The sequence below is a fragment of the Bradyrhizobium sp. USDA 4449 genome (assembly GCF_054056275.1).
This window is the reverse complement of sequence record NZ_JBSRYD010000001.1, coordinates 7,149,655-7,167,805: the sequence shown is the minus strand read 5'-3', so window position 1 is coordinate 7,167,805 and position 18,151 is coordinate 7,149,655. Positions and strand designations below refer to the sequence as shown.

Annotated in this window: 12 protein-coding genes and 4 pseudogenes; 10 read left to right on the top strand and 6 right to left on the bottom strand. The window is 60.0% G+C overall.

The window, feature by feature from the left end; genetic code table 11:
• Positions 1-180 precede the first annotated feature (180 nt).
• Positions 181-927 (bottom strand): annotated as a pseudogene (locus ACVIIW_RS33805) (IS3 family transposase); the annotation flags it as partial.
• Between the two features lie 350 nt (positions 928-1,277).
• Here ACVIIW_RS33805 and ACVIIW_RS33800 point away from each other — a divergent pair.
• Both ACVIIW_RS33800 and ACVIIW_RS33795 read left to right on the top strand, forming a co-directional pair.
• Positions 1,278-2,231: a hypothetical protein gene (locus tag ACVIIW_RS33800; protein WP_456704661.1), complete on the top strand. Its 954-nt coding sequence runs from the start codon at positions 1,278-1,280 to the stop codon at positions 2,229-2,231.
• A 42-nt stretch (positions 2,232-2,273) separates the two neighbouring features.
• Positions 2,274-3,566: a hypothetical protein gene (locus ACVIIW_RS33795; protein WP_456704660.1), complete on the top strand. Its 1,293-nt coding sequence runs from the start codon at positions 2,274-2,276 to the stop codon at positions 3,564-3,566.
• Positions 3,567-3,855: 289 nt separating this feature from the next.
• Here the strand turns inward: ACVIIW_RS33795 and ACVIIW_RS33790 are convergent, their stop codons facing one another.
• The gene (locus ACVIIW_RS33790; RefSeq protein ID WP_456704659.1) at positions 3,856-4,062 is read right to left on the bottom strand and encodes a hypothetical protein; all 207 of its coding nucleotides are present in this window, start codon (positions 4,060-4,062) and stop codon (positions 3,856-3,858) included.
• Between the two features lie 1,159 nt (positions 4,063-5,221).
• Here ACVIIW_RS33790 and gmd point away from each other — a divergent pair.
• Both gmd and fcl read left to right on the top strand, forming a co-directional pair.
• Positions 5,222-6,292, top strand: coding sequence for a GDP-mannose 4,6-dehydratase (gene gmd, locus ACVIIW_RS33785; protein ID WP_456704658.1), 1,071 nt, complete (start codon positions 5,222-5,224; stop codon positions 6,290-6,292).
• Positions 6,273-7,211, top strand: a complete 939-nt coding sequence (fcl, locus tag ACVIIW_RS33780) for a GDP-L-fucose synthase (RefSeq protein WP_456704657.1) — start codon at positions 6,273-6,275, stop codon at positions 7,209-7,211. Before gmd ends, fcl begins: the two co-directional genes overlap by 20 nt.
• Positions 7,212-7,713: 502 nt before the next feature.
• Here the strand turns inward: fcl and ACVIIW_RS33775 are convergent.
• On the bottom strand, positions 7,714-8,031 hold the full coding sequence (locus tag ACVIIW_RS33775) for a hypothetical protein (protein WP_456704656.1): 318 nt from the start codon (positions 8,029-8,031) through the stop codon (positions 7,714-7,716).
• 421 nt (positions 8,032-8,452) lie between these two features.
• Between ACVIIW_RS33775 and ACVIIW_RS33770 the strand changes: the two genes are divergently transcribed.
• The 4 genes from ACVIIW_RS33770 (at position 8,453) to ACVIIW_RS33755 (ending at position 12,607) form a co-directional block, all read left to right on the top strand.
• Complete coding sequence (locus ACVIIW_RS33770; protein ID WP_456704655.1) at positions 8,453-8,794, top strand: hypothetical protein; 342 nt, start codon at positions 8,453-8,455, stop codon at positions 8,792-8,794.
• Between the two features lie 689 nt (positions 8,795-9,483).
• Positions 9,484-10,962, top strand: coding sequence for an IS66 family transposase (gene tnpC / locus ACVIIW_RS33765; protein ID WP_456704654.1), 1,479 nt, complete (start codon positions 9,484-9,486; stop codon positions 10,960-10,962).
• A 528-nt stretch (positions 10,963-11,490) separates the two neighbouring features.
• The gene (locus tag ACVIIW_RS33760) at positions 11,491-12,021 is read left to right on the top strand and encodes a D-glycero-alpha-D-manno-heptose-1,7-bisphosphate 7-phosphatase (protein WP_456704653.1); all 531 of its coding nucleotides are present in this window, start codon (positions 11,491-11,493) and stop codon (positions 12,019-12,021) included.
• A 442-nt stretch (positions 12,022-12,463) separates the two neighbouring features.
• Positions 12,464-12,607, top strand: coding sequence for a hypothetical protein (locus ACVIIW_RS33755; RefSeq protein WP_456704652.1), 144 nt, complete (start codon positions 12,464-12,466; stop codon positions 12,605-12,607).
• 389 nt (positions 12,608-12,996) lie between these two features.
• Here ACVIIW_RS33755 and ACVIIW_RS33750 read toward each other — a convergent pair whose 3' ends face one another.
• The 3 genes and pseudogenes from ACVIIW_RS33750 to ACVIIW_RS33740 all read right to left on the bottom strand — a co-directional run bounded on the left by ACVIIW_RS33750 (position 12,997) and on the right by ACVIIW_RS33740 (position 15,298).
• Positions 12,997-13,434 (bottom strand): hypothetical protein, encoded by a 438-nt coding sequence (locus ACVIIW_RS33750; protein WP_456704651.1) that lies wholly within the window; start codon positions 13,432-13,434, stop codon positions 12,997-12,999.
• Positions 13,431-14,569: pseudogene (locus ACVIIW_RS33745) on the bottom strand (ERF family protein). The gene ACVIIW_RS33750 and the pseudogene ACVIIW_RS33745 overlap by 4 nt, the downstream one beginning before the upstream one ends.
• A pseudogene (locus tag ACVIIW_RS33740) lies at positions 14,553-15,298 on the bottom strand (YqaJ viral recombinase family protein). The pseudogenes ACVIIW_RS33745 and ACVIIW_RS33740 overlap by 17 nt, the downstream one beginning before the upstream one ends.
• A gap of 862 nt (positions 15,299-16,160) precedes the next feature.
• Here ACVIIW_RS33740 and ACVIIW_RS33735 point away from each other — a divergent pair.
• Positions 16,161-16,568 (top strand): annotated as a pseudogene (locus ACVIIW_RS33735) (UDP-glucose 6-dehydrogenase); the annotation flags it as partial.
• Between the two features lie 161 nt (positions 16,569-16,729).
• On the top strand, positions 16,730-18,142 hold the full coding sequence (locus ACVIIW_RS33730; protein ID WP_456704650.1) for a mannose-1-phosphate guanylyltransferase/mannose-6-phosphate isomerase: 1,413 nt from the start codon (positions 16,730-16,732) through the stop codon (positions 18,140-18,142).
• Positions 18,143-18,151: the final 9 nt, after the last annotated feature.

Here is an 18,151-nt window from a genome sequence, read left to right as displayed (position 1 = left end):
CCATTTCCGAAGTGTTCTAGTTTCCAGACCGGCTATCGGAGGACCCAGTTCCTCTAAGTTTATCAAGGATTGGCACGCGCTCTCCTTGCTCTTTATTGATATCGCGAGTCTCCAAAACTGGGTTGGCGAAACCCTGTAGGTAATGACTGCCTGGGATCGAACTGACCCGCCACTGAATTTTCATCCAGCAGGAGTTAGAGTCTCGGGGGTTTGTACGCCAAGTGGCGCGCGTGGAGCAACCGACGATCGGCGGAGCTGGTCGGGGTTGCGCAGCCGATCGTCCGTTGCGGTGAGGTGGGCGGCGTAGGCCGCGGGGGTCAGGTATTTCAGCGACGAGTGGGGACGCTGGAGATTGTAGTCGGCGACCCAATTGGCGATTTTGGCGCGGGCATCATCGAGATCGAAGAACAGAGTCTCGTTGAGTAGCTCATCGCGCATCCGGCCGTTGAAACTCTCGACGAAGCCATTCTGCATGGGCTTTCCCGGTGCGATGAAGTGCCAATCGATGGCTGCGTCCTTGCACCAAGCCAGCATGGCGTTGCAGGTGAACTCGGTGCCATGGTCGGACACGATCATTCCTGGCTTGCGGCGTCGCTCGACGATTGCCGTGAGTTCGCGGGCCACGCGCCGCCCCGAGATCGACGTGTCCGGAATAGCGCCCAGGCATTCCTTGGTGACGATGTTGAGGATGCGGAAGCGTCGGCCATTGGCGAACTGGTCGTGGACGAAGTCCAGCGACCAGCGGGCATTTGGCTTGGCCTCGACTAGGATCGGGGCCCGGCTCCCCACGGCCTTGCGGCGAGCCCGCCGCTTGCGGACGGTGAGCCCTTCCTCGCGATAAAGCCGGTAGATCCGGTTGATCCCCGATGGCTCGCCCTCCCGCCGCAGCAGGACGAACAGGCGGCGATAGCCGAACCGTGCTCGCTTCATCTGTCCGTCCTTCTTCGGGGCGGACTCTAGCTCCTTCTGGAGGAAATACTCAGTGGCAGGTCAAGAACGCCAGATTCTCGGCCTGCCCGCGATGGACATCGATGTTAGACAGGATCATGGGAACACCGAACGACTTGTCTTCTCGGCGAAACTAAAACTGCATACCTCAAACGTGCTAGACCCGCGCGCCCGCCTCCCTTCTCAACCAAAAGGACTATTCGAAGAGAAGCCTCTATACAAAAAAGGGGTCTGAGATCAAGGATCTATGTAAATGTGTTGGCTGCGATCCTCTTATGTGACAGGTTGCGGCCGCTGCTAATGACTGTCCGGATGGTAACGTGATCCCAATGAATCCCGCTGATCTTCTAAAAATTGCGTTGCTGCGCTGGCGCACTCTGTTGATCGTTTTTTTGGTCACCTTTACGGGGCTTGCGTACGGCGTCCTCAATGCGACAAGGCAGCAGGTTCTAGTTAGGACCGCAGTGCAAATTGGAAGCACTTTCGCAAACGGGAAGCGAGAGGCGCTCGAGTCTGCCGATGAGCTCGCACGACGCGCGGCCACCTTCTTCTCCGGCCCTGCGGTGGAAAGTTTGCAAAGCAACGGCGCGCTATCTCAGACTGCGTTAACTGCGCTACTCGCATCCAGTTACAATGGATTCGGCACAGGCATACTCATATCTAGCACGGTCGACGGCAGCGCCGAAGGCATTGCGCTTAAGTATCAGGACGCGATAGCTAAGGCGATAATCGCTGACACGTCGCCCTTGGTGGAAGCGAGGCGCCAACAAGCACATGAGGCGAATCGTCGGGCGGCCGAAAGAACGCAGAATCTAACCCAGCAGATCGCGGTGAATGAAAAAGTTGTTCAGAGACTCGAAAGCGTCGTCAACGATCTCATGACTCAGAGCGAAAATCTTGGACTTGATATTTCCAAAGCCTATCAATCGGCCAATCAGGATTTCGGAAGCGAGCTGAAGATCCGCGAGATGCGCGATCAGAGAATTAGTTTGAATAACCTGACTGATAGCGCAAGGAAAGAACGCTCGAACCTCGTCGCACAAAACTCCTTCTTGGAGACCGACAGAGATAATTCGGCGAACGCGGAGCTGCAAGCGCATCTTGAGGTAGAGCTGACCCGAAATTCGTCGGTCATGTATACAACGGTGACGCCCACGCCGAACTCGTCCCGTCTCCTGAGGGTGATTGCGCTCGCGTTCGTTATTTCTGTGCTGGTTGCCTTTGCTGCCGTGGGCCTGCTTCAGGCGGCCGGCGGCGCCCCTCGGAAAAGCTGGGAACGTTAACCGAAACAACTACCGGTAAGTTTTTCAAGAGGGCCTTAGGACGTGTGCAGCAGTGATGCCATCATTCGCTCGGCTTCCGGGAAGTCCGAAAGCGGTCTTGCAGCGCTTGTTCTGTGCTATACCGCCATTTGCTGCATTTCACTGGTCTTCGTTTCGAAATGGTATCCGAGCTTCCACATCTTGTTTGACGAGCAGAGCGCGCTCCAAGCTGCACTTACAGTAAGCTTGCTGGCGTTCATGTCATTCTTCTTTGGCTCTAGCCAATTCAGTTTCGGGTACTTTGTATCGTTCTATCTTTATAGCCTGCTGATCGGGTACATCTGGCTGAGCTATTTCTCCAGATTTGAATACGATCTCGTCCTGGCACGCTTTTCCGCGGTAGCGTCCTTTCTTGCTTTGGCAGTACCTTCCGTATTGATCAACGCGCCACTTCCACAGGTTTATCGACTTTCCACACGCGCATTCAATAGACTCCCGATAGCCATCATGTTTTTGGCCCTCGCCGTTATCGGGATCGGAGCAACTCAGGGGTTTAGACTCGTCGGGCTTGAGGGAATGTACAGCGCGCGGCAAGACATAACACATCCAGCTTGGCTAAATTATTTCATTCTTTGCACGTCGACGACGCTTTTGCCATTTGCGTTTGCATGCTTCGTAGAAAGGAGGGCGCGATGGAAGGCTGCAGCTTGTTTGCTGCTTGCCTGTCTATTTTATCCGATAAGTCTCAATAAAATGACCTTGCTTACCCCAGCATGGTTGCTTTTCATGACAGCACTCACAGCGTCTTTTAAGCCCCGGACGGCCGTGATCCTTTCGCTCCTTATACCCATAAGTACGGGCGTATTGTTCTTTCTCTCGCTTGATAGATATGCGCTCACGGTCTTTGGAACCGTGAACTTCCGGATGCTGGCGATCCCCTCGAGCATTTTGGACATTTACAATGATTTCTTCTCGAAACACGCCCTCACGTATTTCTGTCAGATCTCTGTTTTAAAATTTTCTGATTGTCCTTACCAGGAGCAGCTCGGGGTGATTTTGGCTAATGAGTATCACCTCGGAAACCTTAACGGCTCCCTTTTCGCTACGGAGGGAGTGGCGTCTGTTGGTCTCCTTTTCGCTCCGGCCACCGCGTTTATGTGCGGATTGGTTCTCACACTTTTGAATGGAGCATCGGCGGGATTGCGGCCGTCTTTCATATTGACCTCCAGCGCCATCTTGCCCACCGTCTTCATGAACGTGCCTCTCTCAACAATCCTAGTTAGCTATGGCGGCGCAGCTCTGTTTCTGCTCTGGTATGTTTGTCCCAGAGATTCGACAACATTACTTTCCCGGTAAGTATTCCGCCGCTTGTTTTAGCCATTTCCGAACGGTGTCAACGTCCAGCGGGACGGGCGCGCTCTCGGGTCCGGAGTGACTTTTCCGGTGGTGCGTTTGCTGGCGGCGCTTCCAGTTCTGCAATGGGCCGCGCGATGCGACTAGGTTTTGATGATGTGAACAGTGGAGTGGGACAGCGAATTCCTTGCGGACGTTTCTGCCCAGAGCCCTTGCCTGTTCGCCGTCAATTTTTATGTTGCTGCTCTACCTGCTTTCTTCTGGCCGGACGCGAGTCGCCCGGATGCCAGGTTCATAAGAGTGTTGCAATCAGATCGAGCTCTACGAAAGTAGCGAGCTCTTTCAAGAGAAAGATGCGCCGCAATTGTGCGCCGTTCAGCAATGCTTCAAACAGGGCGAGGATTTTCCGGACTTGAACGTAGACTTCAGTGTTGACCGCGTGTTCATCAAACCCGTAGGTCTGGAGACGTGCTTCGCGGCAGACGGGTCGAGCTGCCAATCGAGAGAATTCTTGACGGTGTAGTGTTCGGCGATGTCTCGGAGGTGAGGAGCGATACCTGTAACATCGATGCGACGAAGCGTCATTTCGATGGCTTTGAGATAGTGTTCGATGCTCTCCCCGGGCAGAAGCTGCCGCGGAAGGCAGAGCGCTGAATACTGGGGCGGCACGACAGAGTGCGCTTGCGGATGCGGTCGTTTCATAGGGTCATTCATTGACGTTGTATCCCAGACAGCGGGTGTTGTGGAGATGCGGCAAGTGTTGCGCCTTCCGCCATTTGGATCGCCTCCCAAAGCTCCCGTGCGATCGGCAGCGGATCAATCTGCAAGTTTGTCCACCAAGCTCGCGCGTTGCAGTGCCGGTAAAGAGGTTGATGATGGGATCGGCAGAGCGGCACTGTGAATTCATCGCTGACCTTCTCCCACTGTCCGTGGCTGGGCGAACTTCAGATGAGCGCGTCGGCAGGGGTCTTTTGGCACACGAGACACCCTGGCCAGCGGATGAAGGCAAGGTGCTCCTTGCTCCGCCTGCGCGGAGGCTCCTTCGGAAGGCGAGACCGATGTGCTCTTCGGAGGAGGGACCTGCCGTTGCATGAACCCCGTCGGATATTGCTGCGGACGGCCTTGCAGCCGTCCCTAATGAGGCCTCCTGGTTTGCTGAATCAAGCTCCGCAAGTGCGGTTTCCTGCAGCCTGTTTTGATAGGCGCCCTCCAGAATGCGTGCGTACGCTTCCAGAAGGGTATTCCTGCGGGGGAGGCTGGCCTTGACCCAGACCAGCAGTCCTTCGCCTTCCTCACGCGCAAGCGCGCCCAGGAGCCGTCCCGCAGCTCGGCCGAGCGTTCAGGCGGCAGAACCGGAGGCCGGTTCGCGCAATCCTCTAGGCGCGGGCGAAGAACTGTGTCTCCATGCCAGGTTGAGGAACTGAGTTCGCGTGGAGGCCCAGTGGGAAAGTCGGGGTAAATCTGCGACCACCTGGCCACTGTCCCGTCGGTTGGCCAGGTCACTGTTTCCAATCAGCTTGCAGTCGCTTGACAGACGCCGAGGCCGGGGGGTTGACGTGCGAATGGTGATCTGTCCAAGAAGACGTACGTGAACATGCTTCGCTGGCGCCTTGTCGCGCCTGCTTTTATCTCAAATGCGCGCGGGAACAAGGTAGGCCATGACCAAACGGGTCGCTTTAATCACCGGGGTGACGGGTCAGGACGGGGCCTATCTCGCCGAGTATTTGCTGTCGTTAGGCTATACCGTGCACGGCATCAAGCGGCGCTCGTCGTCCTTCAACACCGCGCGCGTTGATCATCTTTACCAAGACCCGCATCTCGGCGATGTGCCGTTCCTAATGCATTACGGCGACATGACGGACTCCACCAATCTGATCCGCCTCGTGCAGCAGATCCGACCGACGGAGATCTACAATCTCGCCGCGCAAAGCCACGTCGGGGTCAGCTTCGAGAGCCCGGAATATACCGCCAATGCGGACGCCATTGGCGTGCTGCGCCTCTTGGAAGCGATCCGCATCCTCGGTATGGAGAAGGAGACGCGGTTCTACCAGGCCTCGACCTCCGAGCTCTACGGTCTCGTGCAGGAGATCCCGCAGAAGGAGACCACGCCGTTCTACCCGCGCTCGCCTTACGGCGTGGCCAAACTCTACGGCTACTGGATCACGGTGAACTACCGCGAGGCCTATGGCATGTTTGCCTCGAACGGCATCCTGTTCAACCATGAGAGCCCGATCCGCGGCGAGACCTTCGTGACTCGCAAGATCACCCGCGCCGTCGCGCGCATCGAAGTCGGATTGGAGGAGACGCTCTATCTCGGCAATCTCGAGGCCAAGCGCGACTGGGGCCATGCCAAGGATTACGTCGAAGGCATGCACATGATCCTGCAGGCGGACAAGCCTGACGATTTCGTGCTGGCCACCGGCGAGATGCACTCGGTGCGCGAGATGGTGGAGTCGTCCTTTGCGCAAGTCGGCCGCCGCATCGAATGGCGCGGCGCAGGCGTCGACGAGACCGGGATCGATGCCATCAGCGGCAAGGTCGTGGTGAAGATCGATCCGACCTATTTCCGCCCCACCGAGGTCGATCTCCTCATCGGCGATTCCAGCAAGGCGCGGCAGGTGCTTGGCTGGAAGCCGACGCGGACCTTCGCGCAGCTGGTCGAGGAGATGATGGCGAGCGATCTGGCTGATGCCAAGCGGGAGGTCGCAAATGGCAAGCGTGCCGTTTGAGCTGACCGGCAAGAGCGTCTACGTCGCCGGTCATCGTGGCATGGTCGGCAGCGCGATCGTGCGCCGGCTGGCGCGGGAGAATGTGAACGTCGTGACCGTCGACCGGCGCGAAGTCGATCTCTGCAACCAGGCCGCCGTGTTCGACTGGTTCGCGCGCGTGCGGCCGCAGGTGATCTTCCTCGCCGCGGCCAAGGTCGGCGGCATCGTCGCCAACAACACGATGCGCGCCGAATTCATCTACGACAACATCGCGATCGCCGCGAACGTGATCCAGGCCGCGCATCAAAACGGCGCCGAGAAACTGATGTTCCTCGGCTCGTCCTGCATCTATCCGAAGCTCGCACCGCAGCCCCTGCGCGAGGACAGCGTGCTGACCGGCCCGCTCGAGCCGACCAACGAGCCTTATGCCATTGCGAAGATCGCGGGCATCAAGATGGCAGAGGCCTATCGCAGCCAGTATGGCAGCGACTTCATCAGCGTGATGCCGACCAACCTCTATGGTCCCGGGGACAATTATCATCCTGAATTGAGCCACGTCGTCGCCGCCCTGATCCGCCGCTTTCACGAAGCGAAGCTGTCGGGCGCGAAGAGCGTCGTGGTCTGGGGCACCGGCACGCCGCGGCGCGAGTTCCTCTATGTCGACGACATGGCGGATGCCTGCGTGCACCTGATGAAGACCTATTCCGGCGCGGAGCTAATCAACGTCGGCACCGGCGAGGACATCGCCATCGCCGAGTTCGCCCGCGTCGTCGCCGGGATCGTCGGCTATCGCGGCGACATCTCCTTCGATACTTCCCGCCCTGACGGCACACCGCGCAAGCTGCTCGATATCAGTCGCCTCGACAAGCTCGGCTGGCGCGCGACGACGTCGCTTCACGATGGCCTGAAGCGCGCCTACGAAGCCTATTTGTCGCAGTAACTCGCTCAAGCACTTCTGCCGCCCTCGGAACGAGATTGCGCGCGTCTCGATTGGTTGGCGCAAGGAAAAGGAACACTGAAAGGTAGATCCAAACGGCAGCGCCTTCGATTCCATCCCGGATCGCAACTCCGCCGTGGCGAAACCTCTAAATCGACAGTTACATCGGCAAATGAACAAAACAGTAAATGCCGACGCTGACGATAAGCGCCCAACATACCCAAGACGGGAACTTTTCAGCCAATCGAAACACGGCGCCCTACCAATCACAATTTGAGGTCATAATGGCAGATCGGTAACTAGCTGCCAAGTTAATGTTGGCCGACCAGCCACCTCAGGAGATCGCTGATCAGGGTTCGGAAATTTACGGGTGCGCATGCCGGCGGGTCTATCACCTGGAAATTTTACGGGTGTCTCCCATGATCGGGGGCCGGACATCGGCCGTGATCCTCTTGCAGTCATCTTTTCAATGCTGATGTAGTAAGGCCGCCTCAGTCGGCGGCCTCTACGGCTCTATCCACCCCTTGGTGACCCATGATTGCGCGTCGCGAGTCACCGCGTTCGAAGTCTGGCCGCGCGTCCGCACCACGGCTGCCGCACGCCTGATAGACGAGCGCGGCTCGAGGTCGGACAACCAGCGATCCGCATCGAGCGAAACGTGATGGCCGCAGTGGCAATAGACCAGGACGCCGCGCAAACCCATCGCGCTCATCTCGCCGAAGGTGATCTTGAGCGGCCGGCCGTCCGCGTGCGTCGACGTGTGGCGTTGATGGCGTGGCGCGCGCCATCGAAGCGCCGCCAGCGGGAGTGAAAGTATCGACATTACTGGTCGCTCGGAACACGCGCGGGCTACTGCGCGTCGCGGGTATAGAATGCCCTTGCTGTCGAGCCCTCTAATGATCTGCTGAAAAAACAGGCCAAGTGCGCTCAAGTCGAAAATCACCTACCCGATTGAAACAGGTCGCTCGAAGCGTGGCTGCGTTCGGGGCGATAAGTCCCCAGGCGACTTCGTCGGAATCCGCACGTCTCTCCGCTAGCATTGACTCTCTTCACCTGTGCCGTCTCCTATATCGCTGCAACTCTTGGTTTTGGACCCGGCAAAACGCGTGCTCAGTATGTTCGGATAGCTTCCTAGACCGGCCGGGCGACGAATCTGATCTCGCCGCGAGCTGAGAATGGTCTATGATCGATCGAACACAAACGACGATTGAGCGCGAGAAAGACAAGCTTGGGAGCTCGACATCATGTCGAATATAGGAATCACATCAATTTCGAACCGGGCCATCTTGATGGCTCTGCTCATATTCAATTTGATTGGAATTGGCCTCTCTGAGGTCCAGCGAATGCAGCTCGGTCAGGAGAGCAGGGATGCTGTGGTCGAGTTGCAGGCAATCGAGCGCAAGAAGATGGCAGAAGCTGCGGCGGATCGGGACCAAACCTACAGGCTACTGGTTGCAATCAATCAGCGGGTGAACAACGTCGAAATCGCAGTTCAGTCCGGTCCGCTCGCCAGTCAAATCAAGGACGTTCATGAACGGCTCAAGGACATCCAAAACAAAATAGAGAGGTCAACCGTTGCTCAATAGAAAAACGAGCCTGAAGGCTTTGCGTTCGAAGACGATGTGATAGCTCGCCAGCGTGAACCGGCGGCCCAACAAGGCCGCAACCCGATTTAGTCATTTGTTGTGGCGGGGGGTGCCTCAACCGCCGCTTTCGGGACTCACAGATCGGCGGACGGACCTCAATATCGCGCTTTACCCAATAGGCTGAAACTGTGATCGCCACGAGCACGGCGAGCCATGACACGCGCCGCGGAGCAGCGATCAAACCTGCTGTGATAAACACCAGATAGATCGAAAGTCCGCTCATCCCCGGTTCCCCTATTGGGCATCAGTTCTGATTCTGGCTAAGACAGAATTAACAGGCGCGTTTGGTGAAGCTGTCGAGACATCATTGGCGCCATCGTCGCTGGCTCCGTGACCTCGGGTCAATCCGAGACCCTCAAACCTTGAAGAGGATGGTCGTAGCCGCGAACGAGGGTAAGCGCTGTGATGCGCCTGTCAGCGGCGCAATTGTTGGCGCTGCTGGAAGGACTGGACTGGCGGCTTGTGCACGAGGCACGGGAGACGGCGCCGCCAGCGCAGCCCGGATAACTGTTGGCAGCGCTGCGGCGAAATGAATCGGGAGCGCCGAACGCGTCGCAAGATGGCGGCGAATATGCTCTGATTTGGGTGTGAGCGACGCCCTGCCTGACGATCTCGAGACGCTGAAAGCGATGCTGCTTGCCGAGCGGTGCGAGAGCGAACGGCTGCGTCAGATCATCAAGGAAATGCAGCGTCACCGGTTTGGCCGGCGGGCGGAGACGCTACCCGAAGATCAGATGCTGCTGGGCCTGGAAGACGTCGAGCAAGTCGCCGCGTACGGCGAGACGGCACAGAACGTCAGTGCACCTGAAGGCCGCGATGCGCGAGCTCGCAAGCGCCGCGCCAACCGTGGCGCGTTGCCGGCGCACCTGCCGCGGATCGAGGTCATCGTCGACATCGAGAACAAGACCTGTCCCTGCTGCCAAGGCGAGTTGCACCGTATCGGTGAGGACAGAAGCGAGCGGCTGGACCTGGTCCCGGCGCAGTTCCGGATCCTCGTGACCCGGCGGCCCAAATACGCCTGCCGGGCCTGCGAGGATGGCGTCATGCAGGCGCCAGCCCCGGCTAGGCTGATCGAGGGCGGATTGCCGACCGAGGCTACCGTCGCCCAGGTGCTGGTCTCCAAATATGCCGATCACCTGCCGCTCTACCGGCAGGCGCAGATTTACGCCCGGCAGGGCATTGAGCTTGATCGTTCGACGCTGGCGGACTGGGTAGGACAAGCTGTCTTCCACCTGCGTCCGCTGCATGACCGTCTCCTTATCAAGCTCAGGCAACGGCCAAAGCTGTTCGCGGACGAGACGACGATGCCGGTGCTCGATCCCGGCCGCGGACGTACCAAGACCGGTCAGCTCTGGACTTATGCGGCGGACGACCGGCCATGGGGCGGCGCTGATCCGCCGGGCGTTGCCTACGTCTATGCGCCCGACCGTAAAGCCGACCGACCGATCGCCCATCTTGCAGGCTTCAAGGGGATCCTGCAGGTCGATGGCTATGCCGGCTATGGCAAGCTCACCGAACGTGGCGACGTCCAACTTGCATTCTGCTGGTCGCACATGCGACGGAACTTCTACGAACTTGCCACACCCGGTCCCGCGCCCATCGCAAACGAGGCGCTTCGGCATATCGCCGAGTTCTACGCGATCGAGAAGGACATCCGTGGCCGTAGCGCCGAGGAGCGCTGCCTCGTCCGGCAGCATAAGAGCCGGCCGGTGGCGGAAGCCTTCGAACGCTGGCTGCGCGCACAGCTCGCCTTGATCAGTCAAAAGGGCAAGCTGGCCGACGCCATCCGTTATGCGCTCTCACGCTGGGAGGGTCTGACGCGCTTCATCGATGATGGCCGTATAGAGCTCGACAACAACGCCGTCGAACGTTCGATCCGTCCGATCACGCTCAACCGGAAGAACGCGCTCTTCGCAGGCTCCGACGGCGGTGCCGAGCACTGGGCGATCATCGCCTCCTTGGTCGAAACCTGTAAGCTGAATGGCGTCGATCCGCTTGCTTACCTGACCGACGCGCTCACCGGCATCGTCAATGGTCATCCAAACCGGGACATCGACCAGCTACTGCCCTGGGCTTACCGCGCTCAAGCCCTCAAAGCCGTGGCCTAAGAACGACGCTTACGAACGAGGAGTATTTAAGATCCGAAAAGATCGGGTCGTGGCCAAAGTTGCGATTTACGATCCGCGCTTTTCCTGTCCCTAGCTCCTTAGGATCGGTGCACCGAGGGGTTTCGTAAATGACCTGCTTACACAAACGTCGTCTTAGGAATTCAGCGCCGCCATAATTGACCTCCCGCGCAGATCATCCAGAGCTCAGGCCGGCTCATACGGCGCGCTGGCACCCCCCAATCCTACACCTCCGCACGGCGCGTTTGTCCACGACGCCCGTTCATTGCTATCGCACACGGGAACCCTAAACTCTCGCTGAGCTCGCGGCCGAGCGCGCGTTTGGTTCAACTTGAGGTCCTCGGATGGCGGCTCTGACCGTCGGGCAATCGCCGGAGGAGCAGCAAAAAGCGGTCCCCAACGCGCGTTGGCAGAGCACGATCGCGCCTTAACCGCGTGGCATGTTGAAATTAACCGGGGATTGGCCGAAGATGTCGAGTGCGTTTCATGCAATTTGGGCCAGCGGATTAGATGCGTCCCGCAGTATTCTTTGACCGCGACGGTGTCCTCAATGAGGAGGACGGTTATGCTTTTGATCCGGATAAGATCCGCTGGGTGAAAGGAGCCCGTCAAGCCGTCAAGGCAGTCAATGATGCCGGGTATATGGCGTTTGTCGTGACCAACCAATCGGGAATCGCCAGAGGGTTTTTCGAGGAACAACACGTTCACAACCTGCATGAATGGATGTCGCGCGAGCTCGCTAAGATCGGAGCCCATATCGATGCGTTCGAATATTGCCCACATCATCCCGAGGGCCTAATTGCGCGATACAGGCTCGCTTGCACTTGCCGCAAGCCACAACCCGGTATGATCAAAGCGTTGCTCGAGCGCTATTCGGTGGACGTCGGCGAGAGCTTCATGGTGGGTGACAAACAGAGCGATCTTGATGCGGCCCAAGCAGCTGGGATTGCTGGTTATCTATTTGACGGTTCGAACCTCGAGGCGTTTATCGCGCCGCTCCTCACAGATTGGTCTCGCGGCGCCGCGAACGACAGTAGATAAAGATTGCATGCGGCGCACCTCTTGAGCGAGGTGGAGGGTAGTAGCATCCAAACTATCACGCGGCGATTGGCAGCCAGCTGCCCGGAGCTTAGATGCCCAGCCTACGCGGACCTGTTCTGCGCGAGTTCGGACCGGAGGGCAAGCATGGTCGGCCAGACGAGCGCGAGCAGGAACACAAGGGCGCCGAGGCAGGTACATATTGCGATGAGCTTTAGCATGGTCTTTTCCTGCTTACTTTGATGGTGCAATGGAACCGTGTCGATTGCACCGATGCAATCCCTCGCTGGCCGATCGGAGCATGAGACGGTGAGCCTTAACTGTAATGTCCTCTTTCTCATTTTGCCGATCGCGTCCATCGGCAAAGCCGAAATGGAACTTGCATCGTCGGGCAAAACAGTGGTTCATCGGGTGCTGGTCCCACTCCTGAAGCGACGAGCCAAGCATGACTGATGAATTCAAAGCATTATCTGAATTGCCGCACTTGCTAGGCTCAATGGAGATTTCCGAAGGAACTACGGCAAGCTTTTCGGAGCTTTCCTGTACCTGCGCTCAATTAGCGCCGCCCGCGGACGGTCCTGGTGTTTGACTGCTTTGCTTTCGGCCGCTTGCTCCGCGGCCCTGGCGTGGCTGAGGAGGCGCGGGCTTTTTGCTAAGCTGCCGGGTGATCGCTTGGACGAGACCATTGGCCGTTTTGAAGCGCAGAATTCCCCGTCGCGCCCGCGCTGCTTCGGAAAAGCGAATCGTGCGTTTCACTTTGCCGTCGGTCCGGAAAAGCACGTAATCGAAACACGGCCTTGTTGTGGTCGGACAATCGGATGGCGGCTATCCAGCCCTCGGGAAGACACGCCTCGCGCTCGATACTCTAGAGTGGTGCATGGCTTGGTTTCTCGCCGGGTGTCCAACGAGCAGCCCTGACCGAATGACAAGTTATTCACGCGTAGGCAATTGCTCCAGCCGCCCGGACTGATGCGTCCTTCAGCCGCTTGGATCGCGGCCGCGGCGCGTTCGACGAGCTTTGCCCTTTGCTCGGCCCAAAACGGACGCGAATCGAGGATTCATAGTTCCGTTTCGGCGTGTAGCCAAGCAGCCGGTAACGCTTCGAACTCGGGCGCGATCCCGACCATGTCGGCGCCAGAGCCCTGCCTCGATCGCCTGTTGGCGATAGGCCTCGAGCAGCTTGTGCCGTAACATCCGATAGCGTTGGATTTCCCAAGACAGTTCGGCAACGTCAATTGCGAGCAGCCACTCGATGGCGGACCGCGGCGCAAGATCCGCGAAGATCCGCTGCCGGAGCGCCTGGTAATGGTCGAGGTGTTCGCCGGAAAGCAGCAAAGGCGGCGGGGCCAATGCCTCAAACTCGACCGGCAGCACCGTGACGGTCAGCCCACACATGGTTTGGAGCAGGCCGTTCATGTGGCGGCCTCCGAACCAAGGTTTGCAGCAAGAGACGCGGTGTTGACGGCGGTCAGATCGCGGACCGGGCTTGCTGCCCACAGGTCCTGCGCAACCAACAACGGCCCGATCTGCAGGTTTGCCCACCAAGCGCGCTCATTGCCGTGCCGATGCAGCTCTTCGTGATGCGCGCGGCACAATGGCACGGCGAATTCATCACTGACATTGCGGCCGAGCGCCCGCGGTTGGGCGAATTTCAGATGATAGGCATCGCACGGGGTTCGCTGACAGACGAGGCAGGGCTGCTCGCGGACAAATGCGAGGTGACCTTGCTGCGCCTGCGGGGCGGCTCCTTGGGATGGCCCGCCCCGCCTCTTGCGCTGCGGGTGATGGCTGCCGCACGGTTTCGCTGTCGGCACCCGATGGTTGTCCTGGCGAGCTGTGCTCCAAAGGCGGCGCTTGGTCAATCACAGGGACCGCGGCAGCCTCGAGCTTGGCCTGATAGGCAGCCTCGACGCGGCGGGCGTCCGGCTCCTGCAGGGTGTTCTTACGGGGAAGGCTGGCCCTGGCCCAGCCGAGCAGATCGGTGCCGGCCGATACAGCGTCGAGCTGGCGCAACAGCTGCTCGCGGAGGGCGGCGGATTCGCCCGGCCGCAGCACCGCCGCACGGTTGAGAACGCCCTTGCCTGGCGTGGTCTTGAGGTTCGGCGGCGCCGCGACGGGCGGACCGGCGAACGTATCCGGTGCGTCCAGATCGTCCTCGCCGACATGCCGACCAGCGCGAACAGGGCATAGCGCCGCGCATAGGTCAACGCCGCTCCCATGCGATGCGGGGCCTCGACATCCTTGATTGCACAGACCGGCCAGTCCGACGAGATCGATTCGCCGGAGGCATGTGCGAGCAGGGTGGTGAGGTGGATGTGGTCCGTCGTGACCTCGGTCCGGGTGGTTTGGATGATGGCGATCTCGTGCCGGCTCAACGTTTTGCGCACTCGAGGCCCGCGGCGAGCGAGGCGTAGTGGAACGTCCGGTCGTCGTCGCGCAGAAATGGCGAGCGGATCTGAGCGGTGAGAGTTTTTTCCGGATTGGTCAATTCGGCCTGCGCTTTGGCTAGAGCCGCCGCGATCGCGCCGATGTGTTTACTGGCCTGGTGCATGGACGCCCTCCACCTCAATCCGATAGAAGCTGTCCGCGCCGGATTTGGCGCGCTTGGCGCGAAGGCCATGGCCGATCGCTTCCTTGGCGTCCTCGGGCATCAGCTTCTTGAGCTCGGCCTAGGCCCGCTCGTGCTCGCCATGGGCCGCGCGGGTCCGCAGATAGCTCGCCGCACACTTGGCCCACAGATTGGACGCGGTCATGTCGACCACCTTGATCGCTGCGAGCCGCGGCCGCGGAGCCTCGACGTTGAACAGGACCGGTGGCTCGCCGCTCTGGACGCAGCGCCAGAACTTTCTTTCGGCGGTCAGCAGCAGGTGCTGGTACAGCGGGTCGGCGTGGATCTGGATCGCGACCCACTTGCCGCCGCCGGTGATGAGTCGAGAGCACCGATGAGCGAGACGCCACGACCCACACGTTGTGCTGCAGTTGAGCCATATGTTTTTCGGCGACGGCTTCTTCAGTGAAGGCCCACGGCAGCATGAACTTGGCTTCGAACACCGCGCCCGTCTGTTCGACGACGCCATCGAGGGTGGCTGCCATCCATCTGTGGACGGGATGACGGGATGTCTTTGACGATCCGTCCCGTTGATCGTTGGTACCAAGCCCGGCTCAGGACCTCGGTGACGGTCCCGAGTTGGACGGTCAAATTGTCCGAGAGATCGTCGGGAGCGACCTCGCTGCGCTTCTCCCGCCAAAGCTTCAGCAATCTCTCTTCATCATCGCCCATGACGATGCGCGCGTCCGAGCCGCCGATGAAATGCCGCCGGTGGTGTGGGTTGAACTTGATGATCTGGTGTGGCGCTTCAGCGCCGTCGGTTTCAACAAAAGCCACTTCCTCCGTGTTTGGCGCGTGCAGCCGCTGGCTGCACTGCCGCAAGCCCCGCAGCTGCGAGGTGAATACCGGCGCTGCTTGTGCGCCCGTTCGAATCAGAAACGCTCCGATCGCGCAGGAATACCAGTCCTTTCTGCAGCAAGATTCTTGCTCTTTTGTGCTGAAAAAAACCTTGAATTTACAGGGTGCTGGTGATCTTTCGGTGCCGCGACGAGCGATAGCCAGAGACCCCTGAAATGGTGTCACGTCGACAAATCGAAGCCAATCGCAGCAACGCCACTCGTAGCACCGGCCCGACAACGGCGGTTGGAAAGGGCCGGTCCAGCCAAATGCGCTGCGCCATGGGCTGGCGCGGAGTGGGACCAGCGACCTGGGCGCAGCCAAACATCTCGCCCTCGTGATCGCGTCGGAGCTCGCGCATCCGGCGCGCCGGACGTTATGATGGCGCTCGCACGGCCCAAGCTCGCGCTGTTACGCATCCGCAGCTTGCGGCAGGACATGCTGGCCGCCCGAGTTTGGCCGGCGTAAAAAGCCTCAAAGGTCTTGAGCGCTACGAGCGGGCCGCTCTCACGCAACAGAAGCGAGCGCTCCGATCACTGAGCGCGACGAGAGATTGATGTTGGGCCGCTCGGCTACGTTCTGGAATTTCATCCACGCCGCCACCAACGGTCCCGGCATAGCCGGCACGCCACGACGGGCTAGCGCGCGGGCCGTTTGGGAGCCGATCCAACCGATTTCGCCGCCAGGATTCCCGGACCTGCGGCGCCGGCGGCAAGCAGTTCGGGTGAGTGGCGCCAGTCCGCCCGACGGTCACGACCTCACCTGCGTCGACAAGGACGACAGAAGATGGCAGCGCTTCACCGCCGCGAACGAGCCCGGTCTCGACGGGTTGGCCGCGACCAACGTTCGGGCGAAGTGGCTCGATTTCACGACGGATCTGTCGAAGCCGGATGCCGATGCCGTGTTCATCGCGGTACGCCGTCGCGCCGCGAGGGTCATCCGATCTCTGTTACCTCTACGCCGCTGCGAAATAGATCGCGCAGTCGCTCTCCGGCTTCACCGTGGGGGTGACGAAGTCGACCGTGCCTGTCGGCACGGCGATGAGGTCGAGCGGACATCCGCGAGTCCGAGGGCCGACGTCCTCGTCGCCTCGAATCGCGAATTTCACGCCCTAACCGAGCGGCGGCGTCTTGGAGGGGGCGCGCCACATTTCCGTTCTCCAGTGCGACGCCGATTTCGCCCGTTCAACGAGGATCGCGAATATGGGGTCGCTTTGTTGCTTCGAAGGTCTCATCGTGTATGGTCTTTCTCATGAGTCGCTCGCACATGTCTCAAACAATTATCCCCCTGATCATGTGCGGTGGGGCCGGCACGCGGTTGTGGCCGGCTTCACGCGAGGTGCGCCCGAAGCAGTTCCTGCCGCTGTTCGGGTCGCGCTCGACCTTCCAGGACACGCTCTTGCGCGTCTCCGACGCGGCGCTGTTCGACCGCCCTGTTGTCATCACCAACGCCGCCTGCCGCTTCATGGTGCTGGAACAGCTCGCCGAGATCGGTATCGAAGCCGACGTGATCCTCGAGCCGATGCGCCGCGATTCCGGTCCTGCGATCGGCGCTGGCGCGGCGTTTGCGCAAGCACGCAGGAGTGAAGCGATCGTGCTCGCGCTCGCCGCCGACCACGTGGTCCGGGACAACGCCGCCTTCGTCGCGGCCTGCCGCGAAGGCCTCGCGGCCGCGAGCAAGGAGCGCATCGTCACCTTCGGCGTCAAGCCGGAGCGGCCGGCGACGGAATACGGCTATATCAGCCCGGGCGAGGTGATATCAGGCGAGGTTCACGCCGTCGCACGCTTCGTCGAGAAGCCGGATGCGGTGAAGGCCGCGGATTACGTCAATTCGGGCTATCTCTGGAACAGCGGCAACTTCATGTTTCCTGCCGCCTTGCTGCTCGACGAATATCGCAAGGTGGACGCGGCGAGCGTGGAGGCGGTGTCCAATGCGGTGACCAGCGCGGGGCGTGATCTCGGCTTCGTCACGCTGGAGCCTGAGGCGTTCGGCGCGGCCAAGGCGATCTCGATCGACTACGCTGTGATGGAAAAGACCTCGCGCGCGGCTGTCGTGCCGGTATCCTGCGGTTGGTCCGACGTCGGCTCCTGGCGCGCGGTGTGGGAATTGTCCGACAAGGACGTGCAAGGCAATGCGGCGCACGGCACCGCCGTGTTCGAGGATTCGCGCAACTGCAACGTCACGACCGACCACGCGCTGGTCGCGCTCGAAGGCGTCGACGATCTCGTCGTGGTCGCGACCGCGGATGCGGTTCTGGTCTCCCGCCAGCAGGATGCCAACGGCCTGAAGCGTCTCGTGACCAAGCTGAAGGCGGTCGCGCCCAAGGTCACCGAGGAGCATCTGAAAGTGCATCGCCCCTGGGGCAGCTACCAGTCGGTCGACAATGGCGAGCGCCACCAGGTCAAGCGCATCGTGGTGAAGCCGGGCGGACGATTGTCGCTGCAGAAGCACCACCACCGGGCCGAGCACTGGATCGTGGTTCGAGGTGCTGCGCGTGTCACCGTGAACGAGAGCGTGAAGACCGTGCACGAGAACGAATCGATTTATATCCCGATGGGCGCGGTGCACCGGATGGAGAACCCGGGCAAGATAATGCTGGAGCTGATCGAGGTCCAGACCGGCTCCTATCTCGGGGAAGACGACATCATCCGGATTGAAGACGACTACAAGCGAAATTAAGCCGCTTGC